This is a genomic window from Streptomyces sp. NPDC085944, from assembly GCF_040686295.1.
GTDB classification, from domain to species: domain Bacteria; phylum Actinomycetota; class Actinomycetes; order Streptomycetales; family Streptomycetaceae; genus Streptomyces; species Streptomyces salinarius.
The window spans coordinates 39154-56737 of the sequence record NZ_JBFBJX010000019.1; the positions used below are offsets into that span (position 1 = coordinate 39154).

Consider the following 17584-nt stretch of genomic DNA (forward strand, 5'->3'; position numbering starts at 1 on the left):
CCGAGCGTGCAGGACAAGGCGACAGACGGAACCGAGGTGACCGCCGCCGGTATCGCGCGGCTCGCCGGCGTCGGCCGCGCCGCCGTCAGCAACTGGCGCCGCCGGCACGCCGACTTCCCCAAACCCGTCGGCGGCACCGAGACCAGCCCGTCCTTCTCTCTCGCCGACGTCGAGGCATGGCTGCGCGCCCAGGGCAAACTCGCCGAGGTGCCCCCGCGCGAACGCGTCTGGCAGCAACTCGCCGGCCACCCCGAGGGACCGGTCACCGCCCTCGTGCACACCGGCTGCGGCCTCCTGCTGATCCACGACCGCCCGACCCTGTGGCTGGACGCGAGCGCCGGCTCCGACGAACGCCTCGCCGCCATGCTGCCCGCCGCCCTCGACCAGGTGCTCGACGCCCGCTTCGGCCCGGCGTCCGAGCGCACCGTCACCACGCCGATCGGCCCCCGCCTGCTCCCCTCCGTGCCCCTCCTGCGCGGCGCCGCCGAACTCGCCGCCGGGCCGGGCGCCCGCAAGGCATACGAGTTCCTGCTCGGCCGGCACCTCGACGCCAACCCGCGGCAGTACACGCTCACCCCGGGCCCCCTCGCCGAGCTGATGGCCGGACTCGCCGGCCCCGCCCGCACGGTCCTCGACCCCGCCTGCGGCACCGGGACCCTGCTCCGCGCCGTCGCCGCCACCCCCCGCTCCGGACAGGAGCTCTACGGCCAGGACGACGATCCCGCACTCACCGCCCTCACCGCGCTCCGGCTCGCCCTGAGCACGGACGCCACCGTGCGCATCGCCGCCGGCGACAGCCTGCGCGCCGACGCCCTCCCCGCCCTGCGCGCCGACGCCGCCCTGTGCCACCCGCCGTTCAACGAGCGCAACTGGGGTCACGACGAACTCGCCTACGACCCCCGCTGGGAGTACGGCTTCCCGGCCCGCACCGAGTCCGAACTGGCCTGGGTGCAGCACGCCCTGGCCCGCGTCCGGGACGGCGGCACCGTCGTCGTCCTCATGCCGCCCGCCGCGGCCTCCCGCCGCTCCGGCCGCCGGGTCCGCGCCGACCTGCTGCGCCGGGGCGCCCTGCGCGCCGTGATCGCCCTGCCGGTCGGCGCGGCACCCCCGTACAACCTCCCCCTGCACCTGTGGGTGCTGCGCCGGCCCGAGAAGGCTCCCGCGCAGCCCGAGGTACTGCTCGCCGACGCCGGGCAGTTCGCCGGGGAGGGGCGGGGCGGACCGGACTGGCGGTCCGTGCGGGACGCCGTGCTCGAAGCCTGGGGCGACTTCGACCGCACCGGCCGGCTCGACGACCGGCCGGGCCTGGCCCGCTGCCTGCCCGTCATCGAACTCCTCGACGACGACGTCGACCTCGCCCCCGCCCGCCACCTGCCGCCCCCCACCGCCGCCGGCGACACCGGACGGCTCACGGACGTACGCGAGCGCCTGGGCGAGACCCTGCGGCTGACCGCGCGGCTCACCCCCGCCCCCGCCGCCCCCGCCACCGGACGCGCCGCGCCCCGCCGGCCCCTCACCACCGTCGGCGAACTCGCCCGGGGCGGGGCCCTGACCCTGCGCACCGGCACCCACGGCGGCCACGCGCGCGTGCCCGTGCTCACCGACCACGACGTCCTCACCGGCACCGGCCCCACGGGCACCCTTCCGGAGAGCGACGAGGAGCCCGTGCTGACGCAGCCCGGAGACGTCGTCGTCCCCGTCCTCGGCGGCGGCACGGTCGCGCGCGTGGTCGACGACGCCACCGCCGGCGCCGCCCTGGGACGCAACCTCGTGCTCCTGCGCCCCGACCCCGCCGCCCTCGACCCCTGGTTCCTCGCCGGGTTCCTGCGCGGCACCGCCAACCACCGGCAGGCCAGCAGCTACGCCTCCACCGCCACCCGCCTCGACGTGCGGCGCCTCCAACTGCCCCGCCTCCCCCTCGACGCCCAGCGCGGCTACGGCGACCGCTTCCGCGCCCTCGACGAGTTCGAGCGCGCGCTGCGGCTCGCGGGCCGCCTGGGGGAGCAGCTGGTGCGCGGCATGTACGACGGGCTCACGGACGGCACGGTCGCCCCCGACTGAGCGGTCCGCACGGGCCGGGTGACCGGGACGACAACGGTTCGGTACAACCCGGGGCCGCTTGTCCGTGCCGGCCTATACGCTCGACTCCGCACCGGTCGACGGCCGGTGCGCGTCCGTCTCTTCAGGTCTTCGGGAGAAGTCATGCACGGCCACGGCTATGCGCCACCGCCGCCGCGCCGCCCCGCCACCGCGGTGCTGGTCCTGCTGCGCGTCTTCTTCGTGGCCCTGCCCCTGCTGAGCATCGGGTTCCTCGCCTGGATCTCGACCCTGTACGCGGCCATCGTGACCCGGCAGCCGCGCGACTGGTGGGCCTTCGCGGCGTCGGTCGCCCTCCTGGTGGTCAGCTTCTGCTTCCTGGCCACCGACGACACCGACGACTTCAGCACCCCGGCCGGCACCACCGGCATGATCATCCTGCTGCTCAACGCCTGCGCCTGCGCCGGGTACTTCCTGTACGCGGACATCAGCCACCACCGGCGGCCGCCCCACCCCGCCCACCTGCCTCCGGTGCCGCTGCCGCCGACACCCGGCCACGGACATCCGCAGCCTCCGTACCCCTACGCCCCCGCCCCCGTGCAGACGCCGGTCCCGCCCTACCAGGCCCCGCCGCAGCCCCACCCCGCCGCCGCCCGCATCGACCAGGTCCGCGCCGAACTCGACGAGCTCAGCGACTACCTGCGCAGCCACGACGGCGGCGGCCACGACGGCCACGACGCCGGCCCCCGGGGCGGACGGTGACCGTGAGGGCAGGACGCGTCGTCGCCGGCCGGTACGAGCTGTCCACGCTCATCGGCCAGGGCGGCATGGGACAGGTCTGGACGGCCTACGACCGGCGCCTGGACCGGCGCGTGGCGGTGAAGCTGCTGCGCCCCGACAAGGTGGCCGGGCAGGAGGCCGACGAACTGCGCCGCCGCTTCGTGCGCGAGTGCCGCATCACCGCACAGGTCGATCACCCCGGCCTGGTCACGGTGCACGACGCGGGCAGCGAGGGCGAGGAGCTGTTCCTCGTCATGCAGTACGTCGACGGCGCCGACCTCTCCGACCACCTCGCCGAGCACGAGCCCTACCCGTGGCAGTGGGCCGTCGCGGTCGCCGCGCAGCTGTGCGCCGTCCTGAGCGCCGTGCACGCCGTGCCGATCGTCCACCGCGACCTCAAGCCGCGCAATGTGATGGTCGGACAGGACGGCGCCGTCACCGTCCTCGATCTCGGCGTCGCCTCCGTCATGGACGCCGACACCACCCGCCTCACCCACACCGGCACCCCCGTCGGCTCGCCCGCCTACATGGCGCCCGAGCAGGCCATGGGCGGCGCCGTCGGCCCGTACACCGACCTGTACGCGCTCGGCGTGCTGCTGCACGAACTGCTCAGCGGCGAGGTCCCGTTCGCGGGATCGACGGCACTCGGCGTGCTGCACCGGCACCTGTACGAGCCGCCGCTGCCCGTGCGCCGCATCCGCCCCGAGGTCCCCGACACGCTCGAAACCCTGGTCCTGCACCTGCTCGCCAAGGACCCGCAGCACCGCCCCGCCTCCGCCCAGGAGGTCTACGAGCACCTGGCGCCGATGCTGCCCGCACGCGGCGTACCCACCGGCGGCCCCCTGGACCCCACCCGCCCCTTCGTGCGCCCGCACGCCCCCTGGCCCGACCGCGCCCGCACCCCCGCGCCCCGACCCGCCCCGGTGACGCCCGCCGCCGACGCCGGGAAGCCGGACGTCGCCCGCGCCGTCGACGACGTCAAGCGCCTCCTCGGCGAGGGCCGCATCACTCAGGCCGTCGACGTCCTCGGCGCCATCCTGCCCGCCGCCGCCGACCAGCACGGCGAACACTCCCCGGTCGTACGCACCCTGCGCAAGCAGTACGCCGCGACCCTCATGAACGACGGCCAGTACCGGCGCGCCCTGCCCGAACTGCGCCGCCTCGCCGACGAACGCGCCGCCGAGGCCGGCCAGGCCGATCCGCAGTCCCTGCGCCACCGCTACGACGCCGCCCAGTGCCTGGAACAGCTCGGTGAACCGGCCGCCGCCCTCGCCGAGTACCGCGCCCTGCTGCCGTACTACGAGAACCAGTACGTCGCCGGCGACCCCGACCTCGCCCACGACGTGCGCCGCCGCATCGGCCACCTCCTGCTCGCCCTCGGCGACCGCGCCGCCGCCCACGACACGCTGGCCCGGCTGCTGCACGACGTGGAGCGCGTCCACGGCCCCGGCCACCCGCTCGCCGCCGACGTCCGGCGCACGCTCCAGTGGCTCGGCCGGATGCACGGCTGACGACCCCCGACGGCGGCGGGCGCGAGGCGGTGCCCGAAGTGCCGATGAATCGTTGGTCCAATGGGTTGGCCAGAGCCGGGCCACTGCCTAACATCGATCATCGCAAGACTTTGTGCGCCCGCCCGTCGCCCGACCACCACCCCTGGTGGAGGCGGTTCGGGCCGCACCTGTCCCTTGCAATCTCCAACGGGAGGTTCCCTTGCACCGCCGCCGTCGCTCCGCGCTCCTCCTCACCGCCGCGATCGCCGCCGCGGCACCCCTGCTCGCCGCCTGCGGCAACGACGCGCACCCGGGCGCCGCGGCCGTCGTCGGCGACCAGCGGATCACCGTCGCCCAGCTGGAGAACCGCGTCGACGAGGTACGCGAGGCACAGCGCGCCGCCGTCCCGGACGACACCCAGTACCAGCAGGTGGTCGCCCGCACCGGCACCCTCACCCGCGACACCCTGCACGGCATGGTCCTCGACCGGGTCCTGCACCGCGCCGCCCAGGACGCCGGTGTGACCGTCAGCCGCAAGGAGGTGCAGGACATGCGCGGCGAGCTGGAGGGGCAGGCCGGCGGCCCCGAGCAGCTGGAGACGGTCTGGCTCCAGCAGTACGGCGTCGCCCCCGACCGCCTCGACGACAACCTCTCCGTTCAGATCGAGGCCCAGAAGCTCGCCCAGAGCCTCGGCACCGACACCAGCAGGCCCGAGTTCTGGCAGGCCCTGTCCGCCGCCTCGAAGAAGCTCGACGTCGACCTCAACCCGCGCTACGGCACCTGGGACGTCCAGAAGAGCAGCCGCGTCGACACCCGGACCCCGTGGGTGCGGGAGATCGCGGCGGCCGGGGACCAGCAGCCCGCGTAACCGCCTGAGCAGCGTGGATACGGCCCCCCTGTGGACAACTCGGGGGGCCGTCGGCGGCGTGCGTTAGGTTCGGAGAGTGAACGCGAAGACCGCCGACCCGACCGTCCCCGACCAGGGCCGCATCGTCCTGCTCACCACCAGCCACCGCGTCGCCCCCGGCCTGCTGTCCTGGCCCGCCTGGCAGGCCCTGCGCACCGCCGACCGCGTCCTGTGCGCCGACGGCGCCCACCCGCAGCTGCCCTACCTGCGCGAGGCCGGCATACGGGTGGACGAGGCGGCCCCCACCGCCGAGGAACTGGTGGACGCCTGCGCCGGCGGCCGCACCGCCGTGGTCGTCGCCACCGGCGAGGGCGACCCCGCGCTCACCGACGGACTCGCCCGCCTCGCCGGCTCCGGGCGCATCCGGATGCCCGAGCTCGAGCTGCTCCCCGCCTCCTACGACCTCCCGGGCGCCCGCCTGCTCGACCTCGTCCAGGTCATGGACCGCATCCGCCTGGAATGCCCGTGGTCCTCGCAGCGCACCCACAAGGGCCTGGCCAAGTACGCCATCGAGGAGGCGTACGAACTCGTCGAGGCCATCGAGGACGGCGACCGCGACGAACTGCGCGAGGAGCTGGGCGACGTGCTCCTCCAGGTCGTCTTCCACGCCCGCATCGCGGAGGAGGACCCGGACGCCCCGTTCTCCGTCGACGACGTGGCCGGCACCATCGTCGACAAACTCGTCCACCGCCACCCGCACGTCTTCGGCGACGAGACGGCCGACACCCCCGAGGAGGTCCGGGAGCACTGGCTGCGCACCAAGGCCGCCGAGAAGCAGCGCACCTCGGTCACCGAAGGCGTCCCCCTCGGCCAGCCCGGCCTCGCCCTCGCCGCCAAGCTCCACTCCCGCGTCCGCACCGCCGGCCTCGACGTCCCCCTGCCCTCCGGCGAGGGCATCGGCTACGAACTGCTCGCCCTCGCCGCCCGCGCCGAGACCGAGGGCACCGACCCGGAGGCGGCCCTGAGAGCGGCGGCCCGCACCTACCGGGACGCCATCAGGGCGGTCGAGGGTGGAGTCTGAGCCGGTCAGACAGCGGTGAACCGTACCGGGAGGTCACGGAGCCCGCGCATGATGAGCCCGCCCCGCCAGCGCAGGTCGCCGGGGTCGGCCGCCAGCTCGAGATCCGGGAGACGCCGTAGCAGGGTCTCCAGAGCCGTGCGGCCTTCCAGACGGGCGAGAGGCGCGCCAAGACAGTAGTGGATGCCGTGTCCGTACCCCAGGTGCTGGTTGTCGCGGCGGTTCAGGTCGAGGGCGTCCGGTCCGGCGAAGCGTGCCGGGTCACGGTTTGCGGCAGCGAGCACGACGAGTACTGGGTCACCCTGGGCGACGCGTTGTCGCCCGATGACGAGTGGCTCCGTGGCGAAGCGCCAGGTGGCCAGTTCCACGGGGCCGTCGTAGCGGAGCAGTTCTTCGACGCCGCTGTCCAACAACGCCGTATCGCCCCGCTGAATGGCTTCCTGCAAGCGAGCCCGCTCCCGAGGGTGCTGCATGAGCGTGTACACGCCATTACCGATGAGGTTGATGGTGGTCTCGAAACCGGCGAACAAAAGGACGAAGCACATCGCCGCGGCCTCGTTCTCGGTGAGGTGCTCGCCGTGGTCGGAGGCCCGGATCAGACCCGAGATCAAGTCCTCACCGAGGTCGTCGCGCTTCCGGTGGATCAGTTCGGCGAGGTAGGCGCGAATCCTCTTGACGGAGCGGGCCACGCCACCGCGCTGTCCTCCGCCGTGGCGGATCATCATGCCTGCCCAGTCCCGGAGATCGTTCTGATCCTCCCGAGGGACACCCAACAGGTCGCAGATCGCGTAGATGGGCAGAGGGAAGGCGAAGTCGTGGATGAGGTCCGCCTCGCCCCGGGAGGCGAAATCGTCGATGAGGCCGTCCGCCAACTGCTGTACCCGAGGGGCAAATTCCGCGATGCGTCGTGGAGTGAAGGCCTTGGAGACGAGGCGGCGCAGACGCGTGTGGTCCGGGGGGTCGATGTTGAGCAGATGGGTCATGAGGTTGGCGCTGCGCTCACCGGGAATCCCGGTCTTGCTCTTCCCGCCGGCGTCCTCGGCGTGATGCTCGGGGTTCTTGGACAGTCGACCGTCGGCGAGAGCCTCACGCGCGTCGCCGTATCGGGTCACCAGCCATGCCTCGACTCCGCTGGGCAGTTTCGTCCAGTGGACGGGGGAGTGCTCACGCAGCCAGGCGTAAGCCGGATAGGGGTCGGTGGCGAACTCCCAGGTGAAGAGTTCGGGGGCGGCGCTCGGAACATTCACGGTACGACCGTAACGGGAGCGGATGCTCCCAGTTCCCGGGCCGACAGAGGAGAACCGACTCGTCAGGACATGGACGACAAGGAGAGATTTCTCAGTTTGTCTGCGCAGTCTCCACACCAGGCAGAAACAGCCGGGATGAGACTGCTGATCGATCTCTTGGACATCGAGGTGAAGCCGCTCGGAGCGGTGAGGAGGCGTTCCGGGGTCAAGTGCAAGGTGACGGAGTGGCATGAGCGCACCGGCACACCGGTTCCCGTCACCGTGGCGGAGTCGGAATGGCCAGTTGTCGAAGAACTCATGGTCTCCTGCTTCGCGCGCCGCCAGTTCGCTCGCGGAACCGTCGACACCCGTACGCAGTTGAACGGTGCTCTGCACCGGCTGCGTACAGGCTGTCTCCGGGACGAGTTCCCCGAGGGGTACGGGCCGTGGCAGCTCGCCGAAGAACGGCAGAACTCCTGGTTCAGAACAGGCTTCTGGCCTGTACTCATGGAAGAGCTGAACCGGCGCGGGGTGGCCACGCCGGTGCGGTGCGAACCGCAAGCGCCGCCATTCGAAGTCACGGGGACCATCGCGTCCGAGTCGTTCAAACGTGACACGCGCTCAACTCTGTGATCTTCACGTGATCTGCGCGGCATGAACTTGTGACTAGTGATGATCTCCCTATACGTTCACGGATCAACGTGGTGTCGAGCGTCATCCGCCGCGTGGTCCCCGTCGTCTCGTGAAAGGTCGTCGCATGCTCTCCGGGAACGGTCGTCACCGTCGCCCCCGCCAGGCTCCCGCCCTGGTCGTCGCCGCCGGAGTGACCGGCTCCGCCATCGCGATCCCGCTGCTCGGCGCCACCGGGGCCCACGCGGCCGGCTCGGGGACCTGGGACCAGGTGGCCGAGTGCGAGACCGGCGGTGCCTGGAGCCAGAACAGCGGCAACGGGTACTACGGCGGCCTGCAGCTGTCCCAGGACGCCTGGGAGCGGTACGGCGGCCTCGACTACGCGCCCAGTGCCGACCAGGCCAGCCGCTCCCAGCAGATACGGATCGCCGAGAAGATGCACGCGGACCAGGGCATCGCCGCCTGGCCGACCTGCGGCCTCCTCGCCGGCCTCGGCGACGACTCGGGCGCCACGAGCGGCTCGGACGCGTCCGGTGACGGGGTGTCGGAGGGTTCGGACGCCTCGGGGAAGACGGACGGTTCCGAGTCGTCGGCCGCTCCCACGACCACCGAAGCGCCCGAGTCGTCGCAGTCGCCCGAGTCGTCCAGGTCGTCCGAGTCCTCGCGGTCGTCCGGAAGGGCCGACTCGGCCGACGCGGGCGGGGCTACCGAATCGACGTCCGGGGCGCCCTCTTCGTCCCCTTCGCCCTCTTCTTCCCCGTCGTCCGACACCTCCTCCGAGGGCTCGTCAAGTGACGAGGGTTCCTCCATCAAGTCGGACACATCCACCGAATCCGACTCCGGCGTCGTGGCCGAACGGCAGGGCGCCGAGGGCTCGTCCGGCTCCGGCCGGCACCGTGGCGACAGCGCGGACGAGGCCGCCGCGGACGAGGCTCGCGGGGGCGAGGCGGCGGGACGGCACGCCTCGCGCGACGGTGGACCGCGAGAGGTCGAGGACGGCTCGTACACCGTCCGCTCCGGCGACAACCTCTGGGCCATCGCCGACTCCCTTGACCTCGACGGCGGGTGGCGTGCGCTCTACGCCGAGAACGAGACCGTCGTCGGCGCCGACCCGGACCACATCCTCCCCGGTCAGACGCTCACGGTCACGGGCGAATCGGGCGAAAAGTAGGGGGAGTTCGCGTCACGGTTAGAGACCGTATGTCCCTTTTGGATCTCGTGAGAGATAGGTCTCAGAAGCCGTGATCGTCTTTGAAAATCCGCGGAGCACGTGTCTACGGTCATGACCGCTCGCCACCGCGGGCCCCGACAGCCGCAACGCCGAATCCTGCCAGCGGCCGTACGGGAACAGTCGTCGCGTCAAGCGCCGCAGGCAGGAGCGGGGGACCCAAGGTAAGTGCCGCACCGGGCAGTTGAGCCGGAGCGGCTAGGGGTGAAGCCGAGTTCCGTGAGGAACCCGGCCGGGCAACTCAACCGGCCCGAACCCGACAGCTCACCTCGCAGGCGTCGGTGAGGGGATCAACCATGCTGTTTTCCGGCAAGGGCAAGCACCGTCGTCCGTCCAAGGCCACCCGTGTCATCGCCGTCGCCGGCGTGACCGGTGCCGCCGTCGCCGCCCCGCTGATGGCGGCCGGCAACGCCTCCGCCGCCACCGCGTCCGAGTGGGACGCCGTCGCCCAGTGCGAGTCCGGCGGCAACTGGTCCATCAACACCGGCAACGGTTACTACGGCGGTCTGCAGTTCTCCGCCTCCACCTGGGCCGCCTACGGCGGTACGCAGTACGCCTCCACCGCCGACCGGGCGAGCAAGGCCCAGCAGATCGAGATCGCCGAGAAGGTCCTCGCGGGCCAGGGCAAGGGTGCCTGGCCGGTCTGCGGCACCGGCCTGTCGGGCGCCGCGTACACCGGCGGCGGTTCGCAGGACAGCGGCTCCGGCAGCTCCGAGAGCTCGCAGAGCCAGAGCGGCGGCTCCACCGCCGAGCGCTCCACCGAGCAGAAGGCCTCCCGCTCCTCCGAGCGTCCGGCCGCCGAGCCGAAGGCCGAGAAGCCCGCCAAGAAGACCGTCACCACCCCGACCGGCAAGAAGGTCGAGAAGGGCGACGGCGAGTACAAGGTCGTCAAGGGCGACACCCTCAGCTCGATCGCCGCGGACCACGACGTCAAGGGTGGCTGGCAGAAGCTGTTCAAGCTGAACGACGACATCGTCGACGACGCCGACCTGATCTACCCGGGCCAGCAGCTGCACCTGAAGTAAGGAGCGGCGGCCCCCGCGACTCCCGCCCCGGTGCGTGTTCCCCCGTACGCACCGGGGCGGGATTTTCACATTCCGCCTTTGTTTCGTTCGGAAACAATTTACTCTCGGTTCTGTCCAGCGGGTGGGCGATCGGCTGGCCGATCGCCCGGAGCCGGTTAGGCTCGGTCCCGCAGAGCCGCCGCGGTCCCGCGGGGCCCGCGCGTCACACCGAAGCGTCACATTGAAGAAGGAGATGCTCGTGCCGTCCATCGACGTCGTCGTAGCCCGGGAAATCCTGGACTCCCGAGGCAACCCCACGGTCGAGGTCGAGGTCGGCCTCGACGACGGCAGCACGGGGCGTGCCGCCGTTCCGTCCGGCGCCTCCACCGGTGCCTTCGAGGCCATCGAACTGCGTGACGGCGACCCGGGCCGTTACCTCGGCAAGGGTGTCGAGAAGGCCGTCCTGGCCGTCATCGAGCAGATCGGCCCGGAGCTGGTCGGCTACGACGCCACCGAGCAGCGCCTGATCGACCAGGCCATGTTCGACCTGGACGCCACCGACAACAAGGGCTCGCTCGGCGCCAACGCCATCCTCGGCGTCTCCCTCGCCGTCGCCCACGCCGCCTCCGAGGCCAGCGACCTGCCGCTCTTCCGCTACCTGGGCGGTCCGAACGCGCACCTGCTGCCGGTGCCGATGATGAACATCCTGAACGGCGGCTCGCACGCCGACTCCAACGTGGACATCCAGGAGTTCATGATCGCTCCGATCGGCGCGGAGTCCTTCTCCGAGGCCCTGCGCTGGGGCGCCGAGGTCTACCACACCCTCAAGAAGGTCCTGAAGAACAAGGGCCTGGCCACCGGCCTCGGCGACGAGGGCGGCTTCGCCCCGAACCTCGGCTCCAACCGCGAGGCCCTCGACCTCATCCTCGAGGCGATCAAGGAGGCCGGCTACACCCCCGGCGAGCAGATCGCCCTCGCGCTCGACGTCGCCGCGTCCGAGTTCTACAAGGACGGCTCCTACGCCTTCGAGGGCAAGACCCGCACGGCCGCCGAGATGACCGAGTACTACGCCGAGCTGGTCGAGGCGTACCCGCTGGTCTCCATCGAGGACCCGCTGTTCGAGGACGACTGGGACGGCTGGAAGACCATCACCGCCAAGCTCGGCGACAAGGTCCAGCTCGTCGGCGACGACCTGTTCGTCACCAACCCGGAGCGCCTGGCCCGCGGCATCGAGGAGAACTCGGCCAACGCCCTGCTGGTCAAGGTCAACCAGATCGGTTCGCTGACCGAGACCCTGGACGCCGTCGAGCTGGCCCAGCGCAACGGCTTCAAGTGCATGATGTCCCACCGCTCCGGCGAGACCGAGGACGTCACCATCGCCGACCTGGCCGTCGCCACCAACTGCGGCCAGATCAAGACCGGCGCCCCGGCCCGCTCCGAGCGCGTCGCCAAGTACAACCAGCTGCTGCGCATCGAGGAGATCCTCGACGACGCCGCGGTGTACGCCGGCCGCAGCGCGTTCCCGCGGTTCAAGGGCTGAGCGCCACCCGGTAAGGCCCCGTAAGAGGCAGCGTCGTACGTACGTCCCCGTATCCGGTCCCGTACCGTGTGCGGGGACGTACGCGCGTGCACGGGAGGCGGAGACCAGATGGCCGTGAAGGACCGGGACCGTTTCTCCACCGCGACCAGGATCCGGATCATCGGGGAGCAGACCGCGGCCCGGGTCTACCGCTCGCAGACCAAGCGCCAGGCCCGGCGCTCCCGGCTGACCGGCCGGGCCGCGCTGCTCGCGATGGTGCTCTGCTCGCTCGTCGTGGCCCTCGCCTACCCGATCCGGCAGTACGTCGCCCAGCGGGCCGAGATCGCCGACCTCGAGCAGGAGCAGCGGGAGACCCGGCAGCGGGTCGAGGACCTGCGCGACCTCAGGGCGCGCTGGCAGGACGACGCCTACGCCGAGCAGCAGATCCGGCTGCGGCTGCACTACGTGATGCCGGGGGAGACGGGGTTCGTCGTCGTGGACCCGGACGCGGCCGAGCAGACCCGTGCCCAAGCAGGCGCCGCCGACCGCCCCTGGTACCGCAACGTGTGGGACGGGGTCGACAAGGCCGACGCCGCCGCCCGCCGGCAGTGAACCGACCACGCCGACCACGCCCGCATCGCCGACCACGCAGCCACGCAGACCACGCCGGCCGCTCCGGCCGCTCCGGCCGCGACTCAACAGGAAGACCAGCAGAAGACAGTCATGCAGACTCCCCCGCCGACCACCCCGCGCACCGAGCCGACCGACGCGGACGTGGCGGCCTTCAAGCAGCAGCTCGGACGGCCCCCGCGCGGCCTGCGCGCCATCGCGCACCGCTGCCCGTGCGGACAGCCGGACGTCGTGGAGACGGCGCCGCGGCTGCCCGACGGCACGCCCTTCCCCACGCTGTACTACCTGACGTGCCCGAAGGCGGCCTCCGCCATCGGCACGCTGGAGGCGAACGGCGTGATGAAGGAGATGACCGAGCGCCTGGCCACCGACCCGGAGCTGGCGGCCGCCTACCGTGCCGCGCACGAGGACTACATCCGGCGCCGCGACGAGATCGAGGAGCTGACCGGCTTCCCGAGCGCGGGCGGCATGCCGGACCGCGTGAAGTGCCTGCACGTCCTGGTCGCCCACTCGCTGGCGGCCGGTCCCGGCGTCAACCCGCTGGGCGACGAGGCGGTCGCGATGCTGCCCGAGTGGTGGCGCAAGGGCCCGTGCGTGACGGTCTCCGCAACCGAGGGGACCGAGCGGACCGAAGGGGAGGACGCCCAGTGACCCGGGTCGCCGCCATCGACTGCGGTACGAACTCCATCCGCCTGCTCGTCGCCGACGCCACTGTGTCCGACAGCGCCTCCGGCGCGGGGGCCACGGGCGAGCTGATCGACCTGGACCGCCGCATGACCATCGTGCGGCTCGGACAGGGCGTCGACCGCACCGGACGGCTGGCGCCCGAGGCGCTGGAGCGGACCTTCGCCGCCTGCCGGGAGTACGCCGAGGTCATCAAGGCGCACGGCGCCGAACGGCTGCGCTTCGTGGCCACCTCCGCCTCCCGCGACGCGGAGAACCGGGACGACTTCGTGCGCGGGGTGCTGGACATCCTGGGCGTGGAGCCGGAGGTCATCTCGGGGGACCAGGAGGCCGAGTTCTCCTTCACCGGCGCGACGAAGGAGCTGACCGGCCGCGCCGACCTCGACCGGCCCTACCTGGTCGTCGACATCGGCGGCGGCTCCACCGAGTTCGTCGTCGGCGACGACCACGCGCGCGCCGCCCGCTCCGTGGACGTCGGCTGCGTCCGGCTGACCGAGCGGCACCTGGTGCGCGACGGCGCGGTGACCGACCCGCCCACCGAGACGCAGGTCGCCGCCATACGGGCCGACGTCGAGGCCGCCCTGGACCTCGCCGAGCAGGCGGTGCCGCTGCGCGAGGCGCGCACGCTGGTGGGTCTGGCCGGGTCGGTGACGACGGTGTCCGCGATCGCGCAGGGGCTGCCGGAGTACGACTCGGCCGCCATCCACCACTCCCGCGTCTCCCGCGACCGGGTCCGGGAGATCACCGACCGGCTGCTGCGCTCCACGCACGCCGAGCGCGCGGCGGTCCCCTCCATGCACCCGGGCCGGGTCGACGTGATCGCGGCCGGGGCCCTGGTGCTCCTGGCGATCATGGAGCGGGCCGGTGCGGAGGAGGTCGTCGTGAGCGAGCACGACATCCTCGACGGCATCGCGTGGTCGCTCGCGTAGGGGGTTCGCCGCAGCGCCGGAGCGGTCGTGCGGTGGGGTTCTGAGCAGGACCGACGACGATTGAGCGGGCGCCGGGGGCCCTTCGGGGCCCGTCGGTGACATCCCGTCGGCAAAGTTCGTGAAGTTCTTCACAAGGAATTGGGCCCCGTCGGACGACGAAAGCGCGCTCGTCGACCCTTTTGGGGTTTCAACTGCCCTTTGAACGTGTTCAGGACGGTGTCGTGAGGGGGTCTCGCGGAACCCTCGCGCGAGGGTGATCCACCGTCTCGTCGGTGCGGAGGCGCAGCTCACGCGGCATTGACAACGGGATGCCCTACACGCTGGTTCCTTCGCCCGCCATGATCTCCGTCACGTCGGCGGCGAATGGTAGCACAGCCTCCACCGAACCTTGTGAAGGGGCGCACGAACCACCCCCCTCGACCGGGTGGATACTCGATGCCATGAGCACCACGGAGCGTCCCAGGATCCTCGTAGTAGGCGGTGGGTACGTAGGCCTGTACGCAGCTCGACGCATCCAGAAGAAGATGCGTTACGGCGAGGCGACCGTCACCGTCGTCGACCCGCGGTCGTACATGACCTACCAGCCCTTCCTCCCCGAAGCCGCCGCCGGCAGCATCTCCCCGCGGCACGTCGTCGTCCCCCTGCGGCGCGTGCTTCCGAAGGCGGAGGTCCTCACCGGCCGGGTCACCACCATCGACCAGGACCGCAAGGTCGCCACCGTCGCGCCGCTGGTCGGCGAGGCGTACGAGCTGCCCTTCGACTACCTGGTCATCGCGATGGGCGCGGTCTCCCGCACCTTCCCGATCCCCGGCCTCGCCGAGCAGGGCATCGGCATGAAGGGCATCGAGGAGTCCATCGGCCTGCGCAACCACGTCCTGGAGCAGCTCGACAAGGCCGACTCCACCACCGACGAGGAGATCCGCCGCAAGGCGCTCACCTTCGTCTTCGTCGGCGGCGGCTTCGCCGGCGCGGAGACCATCGGTGAGGTCGAGGACATGGCCCGCGACGCGGCCAAGTACTACAACAACGTCTCCCGCGAGGACATGCGCTTCATCCTCGTGGACGCCGCCGACAAGATCCTCCCCGAGGTCGGCCCCAAGCTCGGCCAGTACGGCAAGGAGCACCTCGAGGGCCGCGGCGTCGAGGTCTACCTGTCCACCTCCATGGACTCCTGCGTCGACGGCCACGTGGTGCTGAAGAACGGGCTGGAGGTCGACTCCAACACCATCGTGTGGACGGCCGGCGTCAAGCCCAACCCGGCGCTGGCCCGCTTCGGCCTGCCGCTCGGTCCCCGCGGTCACGTCGACACCCAGGCCACCCTCCAGGTCCAGGGCACCGACTACATCTGGGCCGCGGGCGACAACGCCCAGGTGCCGGACCTCGTCGGCCGCAAGGCGGGCAACGAGAACGCCTGGTGCCCGCCCAACGCCCAGCACGCGCTGCGCCAGGCCAAGGTCCTCGGCGACAACGTGATCTCCGGCATGCGGGGCTTCCCGCAGAAGGAGTACAGCCACGCCAACAAGGGCGCGGTGGCGGGCCTCGGCCTGCACAAGGGCGTCGCGATGATCGTCATGGGCAAGATGAAGATCAAGCTCAAGGGCCGTCTCGCCTGGTACATGCACCGCGGCTACCACGGCATGGCGATGCCGACCTTCAACCGCAAGATCCGCGTCTTCGCGGACTGGACGCTCGGCATGTTCCTCAAGCGCGAGGTCGTCTCCCTCGGTGCGATGGAGACGCCGCGCGAGGAGTTCTACGAGGCCGCCAAGCCGGCCCCGAAGCCCGCCGCTGCGAAGGCGGCCGACGCGAAGCCGGCCGAGAAGACGGCGGAGAAGACCGAGGCCAAGGCCTCCTGACCCCCGTCGCTGTCGGCAGTACGCGTGGCAGCACAAGTCGGTAGTAGCCAGTAGCAGTCCCTCGAAGGGGCCGTCCGCCATCCGTGGTGCGGACGGCCCCTTCGCGCTGGCGCCGCGCCGCCCGGGCGACGAGTCCGTTGGTGTGTACAGCTATTTTGCCGAGTCGTAACGCGTGCCGGGGACTGTACGGAGGGCCCGCAGGTGTTTACGTGGTGTTGGACATTCCGGGATAGCTCGTCTTGGAGGTACGCCATGGCTGACGCCGCGCTGCGGCTGCAGAACCTCTTCGAACAGTTGCTGGGCGCACCACTCCCGGTGCGCATCCGCGCCTGGGACGGTTCGCACGCGGGTCCGCCGGGCGCACCGACCCTCGTCGTCCGCAACCGCAGGGCACTGCGCCGCCTGCTGTTCAAACCCGGTGAACTGGGCCTGGCCCGCGCCTGGGTGGCCGGCGACCTCGACATCGAGGGCGACCTCTACACCGCGCTCGGGCTGATGGCCGGCCTGATCTGGGAGCGGGGCGAGGACGCCCGCGGCCTGGTCGAGGCGCTGCGCGACCCCGAGGTCCGGGCCGCCGTACGGGGCCTGGTGAAGCTCGCCGGGCCGCCGCTGCCGCCCGCGCCGCCGCCGGAGGAGGTCCGCCGGACCCGCGGCCACCTGCACACCAAGCGCACCGACAAGCGGGCCATCAGCCACCACTACGACGTCGGCAACGACTTCTACGAACTCGTCCTCGGCCCCTCCATGGTGTACTCCTGCGCCTACTGGCCCGCTCCGCCGGCCGAGGGCGGCACTCTCGAGGACGCCCAGCGCGACAAGCTCGAACTGGTCAGCCGCAAGCTGGACCTGAAGCCCGGTCAGCGCCTCCTCGACATCGGCTGCGGCTGGGGCTCGATGGCGATCCACGCGGCCCGCGAGCACGGGGTGAGCGTCGTCGGCGTGACCCTGTCCCAGGAACAGGCCGCATACGCCCGCAAGCGCGTCGCCGACGAGGGGCTCACCGACCGGGTGGAGATCCGCGTCCAGGACTACCGGGACGTCGCGGACGGGCCCTACGACGCCATCTCCTCCATCGGCATGGCCGAACACGTGGGCGCCGAGCGCTACCTGGAGTACGCCACCGACCTGCACAGGCTGCTCAAGCCCGGGGGACGGCTGCTCAACCACCAGATCGCCCGCCGCCCCCAGCGGGACGAGTCCGCCTACAGCGTCGACGAGTTCATCGACGCCTACGTCTTCCCCGACGGGGAGCTGGCCCCGATCGGCACCACCGTCACGCAGCTGGAGCGCGCCGGGTTCGAGGTCCGCGACGTGGAGTCGATCCGCGAGCACTACGCGCTCACCCTGCGCCGCTGGGTCGCCAACCTGGAGTCCGACTGGGCGACGGCAACCCGGCTGGTCAGCCCCGGACGCGCCCGGGTCTGGCAGCTGTACATGGCCGCCTCCGCGCTCGCCTTCGAGCGCAACCGCATCGGCGTCAACCAGGTCCTCGCCGTGAGGACGCCCGACTCGGGCGCCTCCGGGATGCCGTTGCGGACCCGTGTGTGGGGCGCGCCCGACCGGGCCTGATCCGCGCGCGACCCACGACCCCGAAGGGCCGGGCCCATGCGGCGGCCCGGCCCTTCGGTATGTCCCCTCGTGGCGAG

Annotated in this window: 15 protein-coding genes and 1 riboswitch; of the genes, 14 read left to right on the plus strand and 1 reads right to left on the minus strand. The window is 71.9% G+C overall.

Annotated features, from left to right (window positions below; translation table 11 throughout):
* Window positions 1-6: 6 nt before the first annotated feature.
* The 5 genes from AB0P07_RS30190 to AB0P07_RS30210 all read left to right on the plus strand — a co-directional run bounded on the left by AB0P07_RS30190 (window position 7) and on the right by AB0P07_RS30210 (window position 6235).
* Window positions 7-2061 (plus strand): N-6 DNA methylase, encoded by a 2055-nt coding sequence (locus tag AB0P07_RS30190; protein ID WP_365556132.1) that lies wholly within the window; start codon window positions 7-9, stop codon window positions 2059-2061.
* A gap of 141 nt (window positions 2062-2202) precedes the next feature.
* The gene (locus AB0P07_RS30195; RefSeq protein WP_365556134.1) at window positions 2203-2799 is read left to right on the plus strand and encodes a hypothetical protein; all 597 of its coding nucleotides are present in this window, start codon (window positions 2203-2205) and stop codon (window positions 2797-2799) included.
* 38 nt (window positions 2800-2837) lie between these two features.
* Complete coding sequence (gene pkaE / locus AB0P07_RS30200; protein WP_365556272.1) at window positions 2838-4328, plus strand: serine/threonine protein kinase PkaE; 1491 nt, start codon at window positions 2838-2840, stop codon at window positions 4326-4328.
* Window positions 4329-4527: 199 nt separating this feature from the next.
* On the plus strand, window positions 4528-5175 hold the full coding sequence (locus AB0P07_RS30205) for a SurA N-terminal domain-containing protein (RefSeq protein WP_365556136.1): 648 nt from the start codon (window positions 4528-4530) through the stop codon (window positions 5173-5175).
* A gap of 76 nt (window positions 5176-5251) precedes the next feature.
* Window positions 5252-6235, plus strand: a complete 984-nt coding sequence (locus AB0P07_RS30210; RefSeq protein ID WP_365556138.1) for a nucleoside triphosphate pyrophosphohydrolase — start codon at window positions 5252-5254, stop codon at window positions 6233-6235.
* A 5-nt stretch (window positions 6236-6240) separates the two neighbouring features.
* Here AB0P07_RS30210 and AB0P07_RS30215 read toward each other — a convergent pair whose 3' ends face one another.
* Window positions 6241-7479, minus strand: coding sequence for a cytochrome P450 (locus AB0P07_RS30215; protein ID WP_365556140.1), 1239 nt, complete (start codon window positions 7477-7479; stop codon window positions 6241-6243).
* A gap of 69 nt (window positions 7480-7548) precedes the next feature.
* Here AB0P07_RS30215 and AB0P07_RS30220 point away from each other — a divergent pair, with 69 nt between their 5' ends.
* The 9 genes from AB0P07_RS30220 to AB0P07_RS30260 all read left to right on the plus strand — a co-directional run bounded on the left by AB0P07_RS30220 (window position 7549) and on the right by AB0P07_RS30260 (window position 17507).
* Window positions 7549-8091 (plus strand): transposase, encoded by a 543-nt coding sequence (locus tag AB0P07_RS30220; RefSeq protein ID WP_365556142.1) that lies wholly within the window; start codon window positions 7549-7551, stop codon window positions 8089-8091.
* 124 nt (window positions 8092-8215) lie between these two features.
* Window positions 8216-9259: a transglycosylase family protein gene (locus AB0P07_RS30225; RefSeq protein ID WP_365556144.1), complete on the plus strand. Its 1044-nt coding sequence runs from the start codon at window positions 8216-8218 to the stop codon at window positions 9257-9259.
* 183 nt (window positions 9260-9442) lie between these two features.
* Window positions 9443-9609, plus strand: a riboswitch (cyclic di-AMP (ydaO/yuaA leader).
* Between the two features lie 3 nt (window positions 9610-9612).
* Window positions 9613-10341 (plus strand): resuscitation-promoting factor protein RpfA, encoded by a 729-nt coding sequence (gene rpfA, locus AB0P07_RS30230; RefSeq protein WP_365556146.1) that lies wholly within the window; start codon window positions 9613-9615, stop codon window positions 10339-10341.
* A gap of 238 nt (window positions 10342-10579) precedes the next feature.
* Window positions 10580-11860: a phosphopyruvate hydratase gene (gene eno / locus AB0P07_RS30235; RefSeq protein WP_365556148.1), complete on the plus strand. Its 1281-nt coding sequence runs from the start codon at window positions 10580-10582 to the stop codon at window positions 11858-11860.
* Between the two features lie 108 nt (window positions 11861-11968).
* Complete coding sequence (gene divIC / locus AB0P07_RS30240; RefSeq protein WP_365556150.1) at window positions 11969-12451, plus strand: cell division protein DivIC; 483 nt, start codon at window positions 11969-11971, stop codon at window positions 12449-12451.
* Between the two features lie 111 nt (window positions 12452-12562).
* On the plus strand, window positions 12563-13120 hold the full coding sequence (locus tag AB0P07_RS30245; protein WP_365556152.1) for a DUF501 domain-containing protein: 558 nt from the start codon (window positions 12563-12565) through the stop codon (window positions 13118-13120).
* A complete protein-coding gene (locus tag AB0P07_RS30250) occupies window positions 13117-14082 on the plus strand; it encodes a Ppx/GppA phosphatase family protein (protein ID WP_365556154.1) in 966 nt (321 codons plus the stop codon). Before AB0P07_RS30245 ends, AB0P07_RS30250 begins: the two co-directional genes overlap by 4 nt.
* A gap of 440 nt (window positions 14083-14522) precedes the next feature.
* Complete coding sequence (locus AB0P07_RS30255) at window positions 14523-15938, plus strand: NAD(P)/FAD-dependent oxidoreductase (protein WP_365556156.1); 1416 nt, start codon at window positions 14523-14525, stop codon at window positions 15936-15938.
* 252 nt (window positions 15939-16190) lie between these two features.
* Window positions 16191-17507 carry a cyclopropane-fatty-acyl-phospholipid synthase family protein gene (locus tag AB0P07_RS30260; protein WP_365556158.1) on the plus strand — a complete coding sequence of 439 codons (1317 nt, stop codon included), beginning with the start codon at window positions 16191-16193 and terminating at the stop codon, window positions 17505-17507.
* Window positions 17508-17584 lie beyond the last annotated feature (77 nt).

What these genes read in the sequence shown, in the direction of transcription:
- AB0P07_RS30195 (WP_365556134.1), top strand. Translation starts at nt 2,203, where the DNA reads ATGCACGGCCACGGCTATGCGCCACCGCCGCCGCGCCGCCCCGCCACC.
- rpfA (WP_365556146.1), top strand. Translation starts at nt 9,613, where the DNA reads ATGCTGTTTTCCGGCAAGGGCAAGCACCGTCGTCCGTCCAAGGCCACC.
- AB0P07_RS30255 (WP_365556156.1), top strand. Translation starts at nt 14,523, where the DNA reads ATGAGCACCACGGAGCGTCCCAGGATCCTCGTAGTAGGCGGTGGGTAC.
- AB0P07_RS30245 (WP_365556152.1), top strand. Translation starts at nt 12,563, where the DNA reads ATGCAGACTCCCCCGCCGACCACCCCGCGCACCGAGCCGACCGACGCG.
- AB0P07_RS30220 (WP_365556142.1), top strand. Translation starts at nt 7,549, where the DNA reads ATGGACGACAAGGAGAGATTTCTCAGTTTGTCTGCGCAGTCTCCACAC.
- AB0P07_RS30260 (WP_365556158.1), top strand. Translation starts at nt 16,191, where the DNA reads ATGGCTGACGCCGCGCTGCGGCTGCAGAACCTCTTCGAACAGTTGCTG.
- AB0P07_RS30225 (WP_365556144.1), top strand. Translation starts at nt 8,216, where the DNA reads ATGCTCTCCGGGAACGGTCGTCACCGTCGCCCCCGCCAGGCTCCCGCC.
- divIC (WP_365556150.1), top strand. Translation starts at nt 11,969, where the DNA reads ATGGCCGTGAAGGACCGGGACCGTTTCTCCACCGCGACCAGGATCCGG.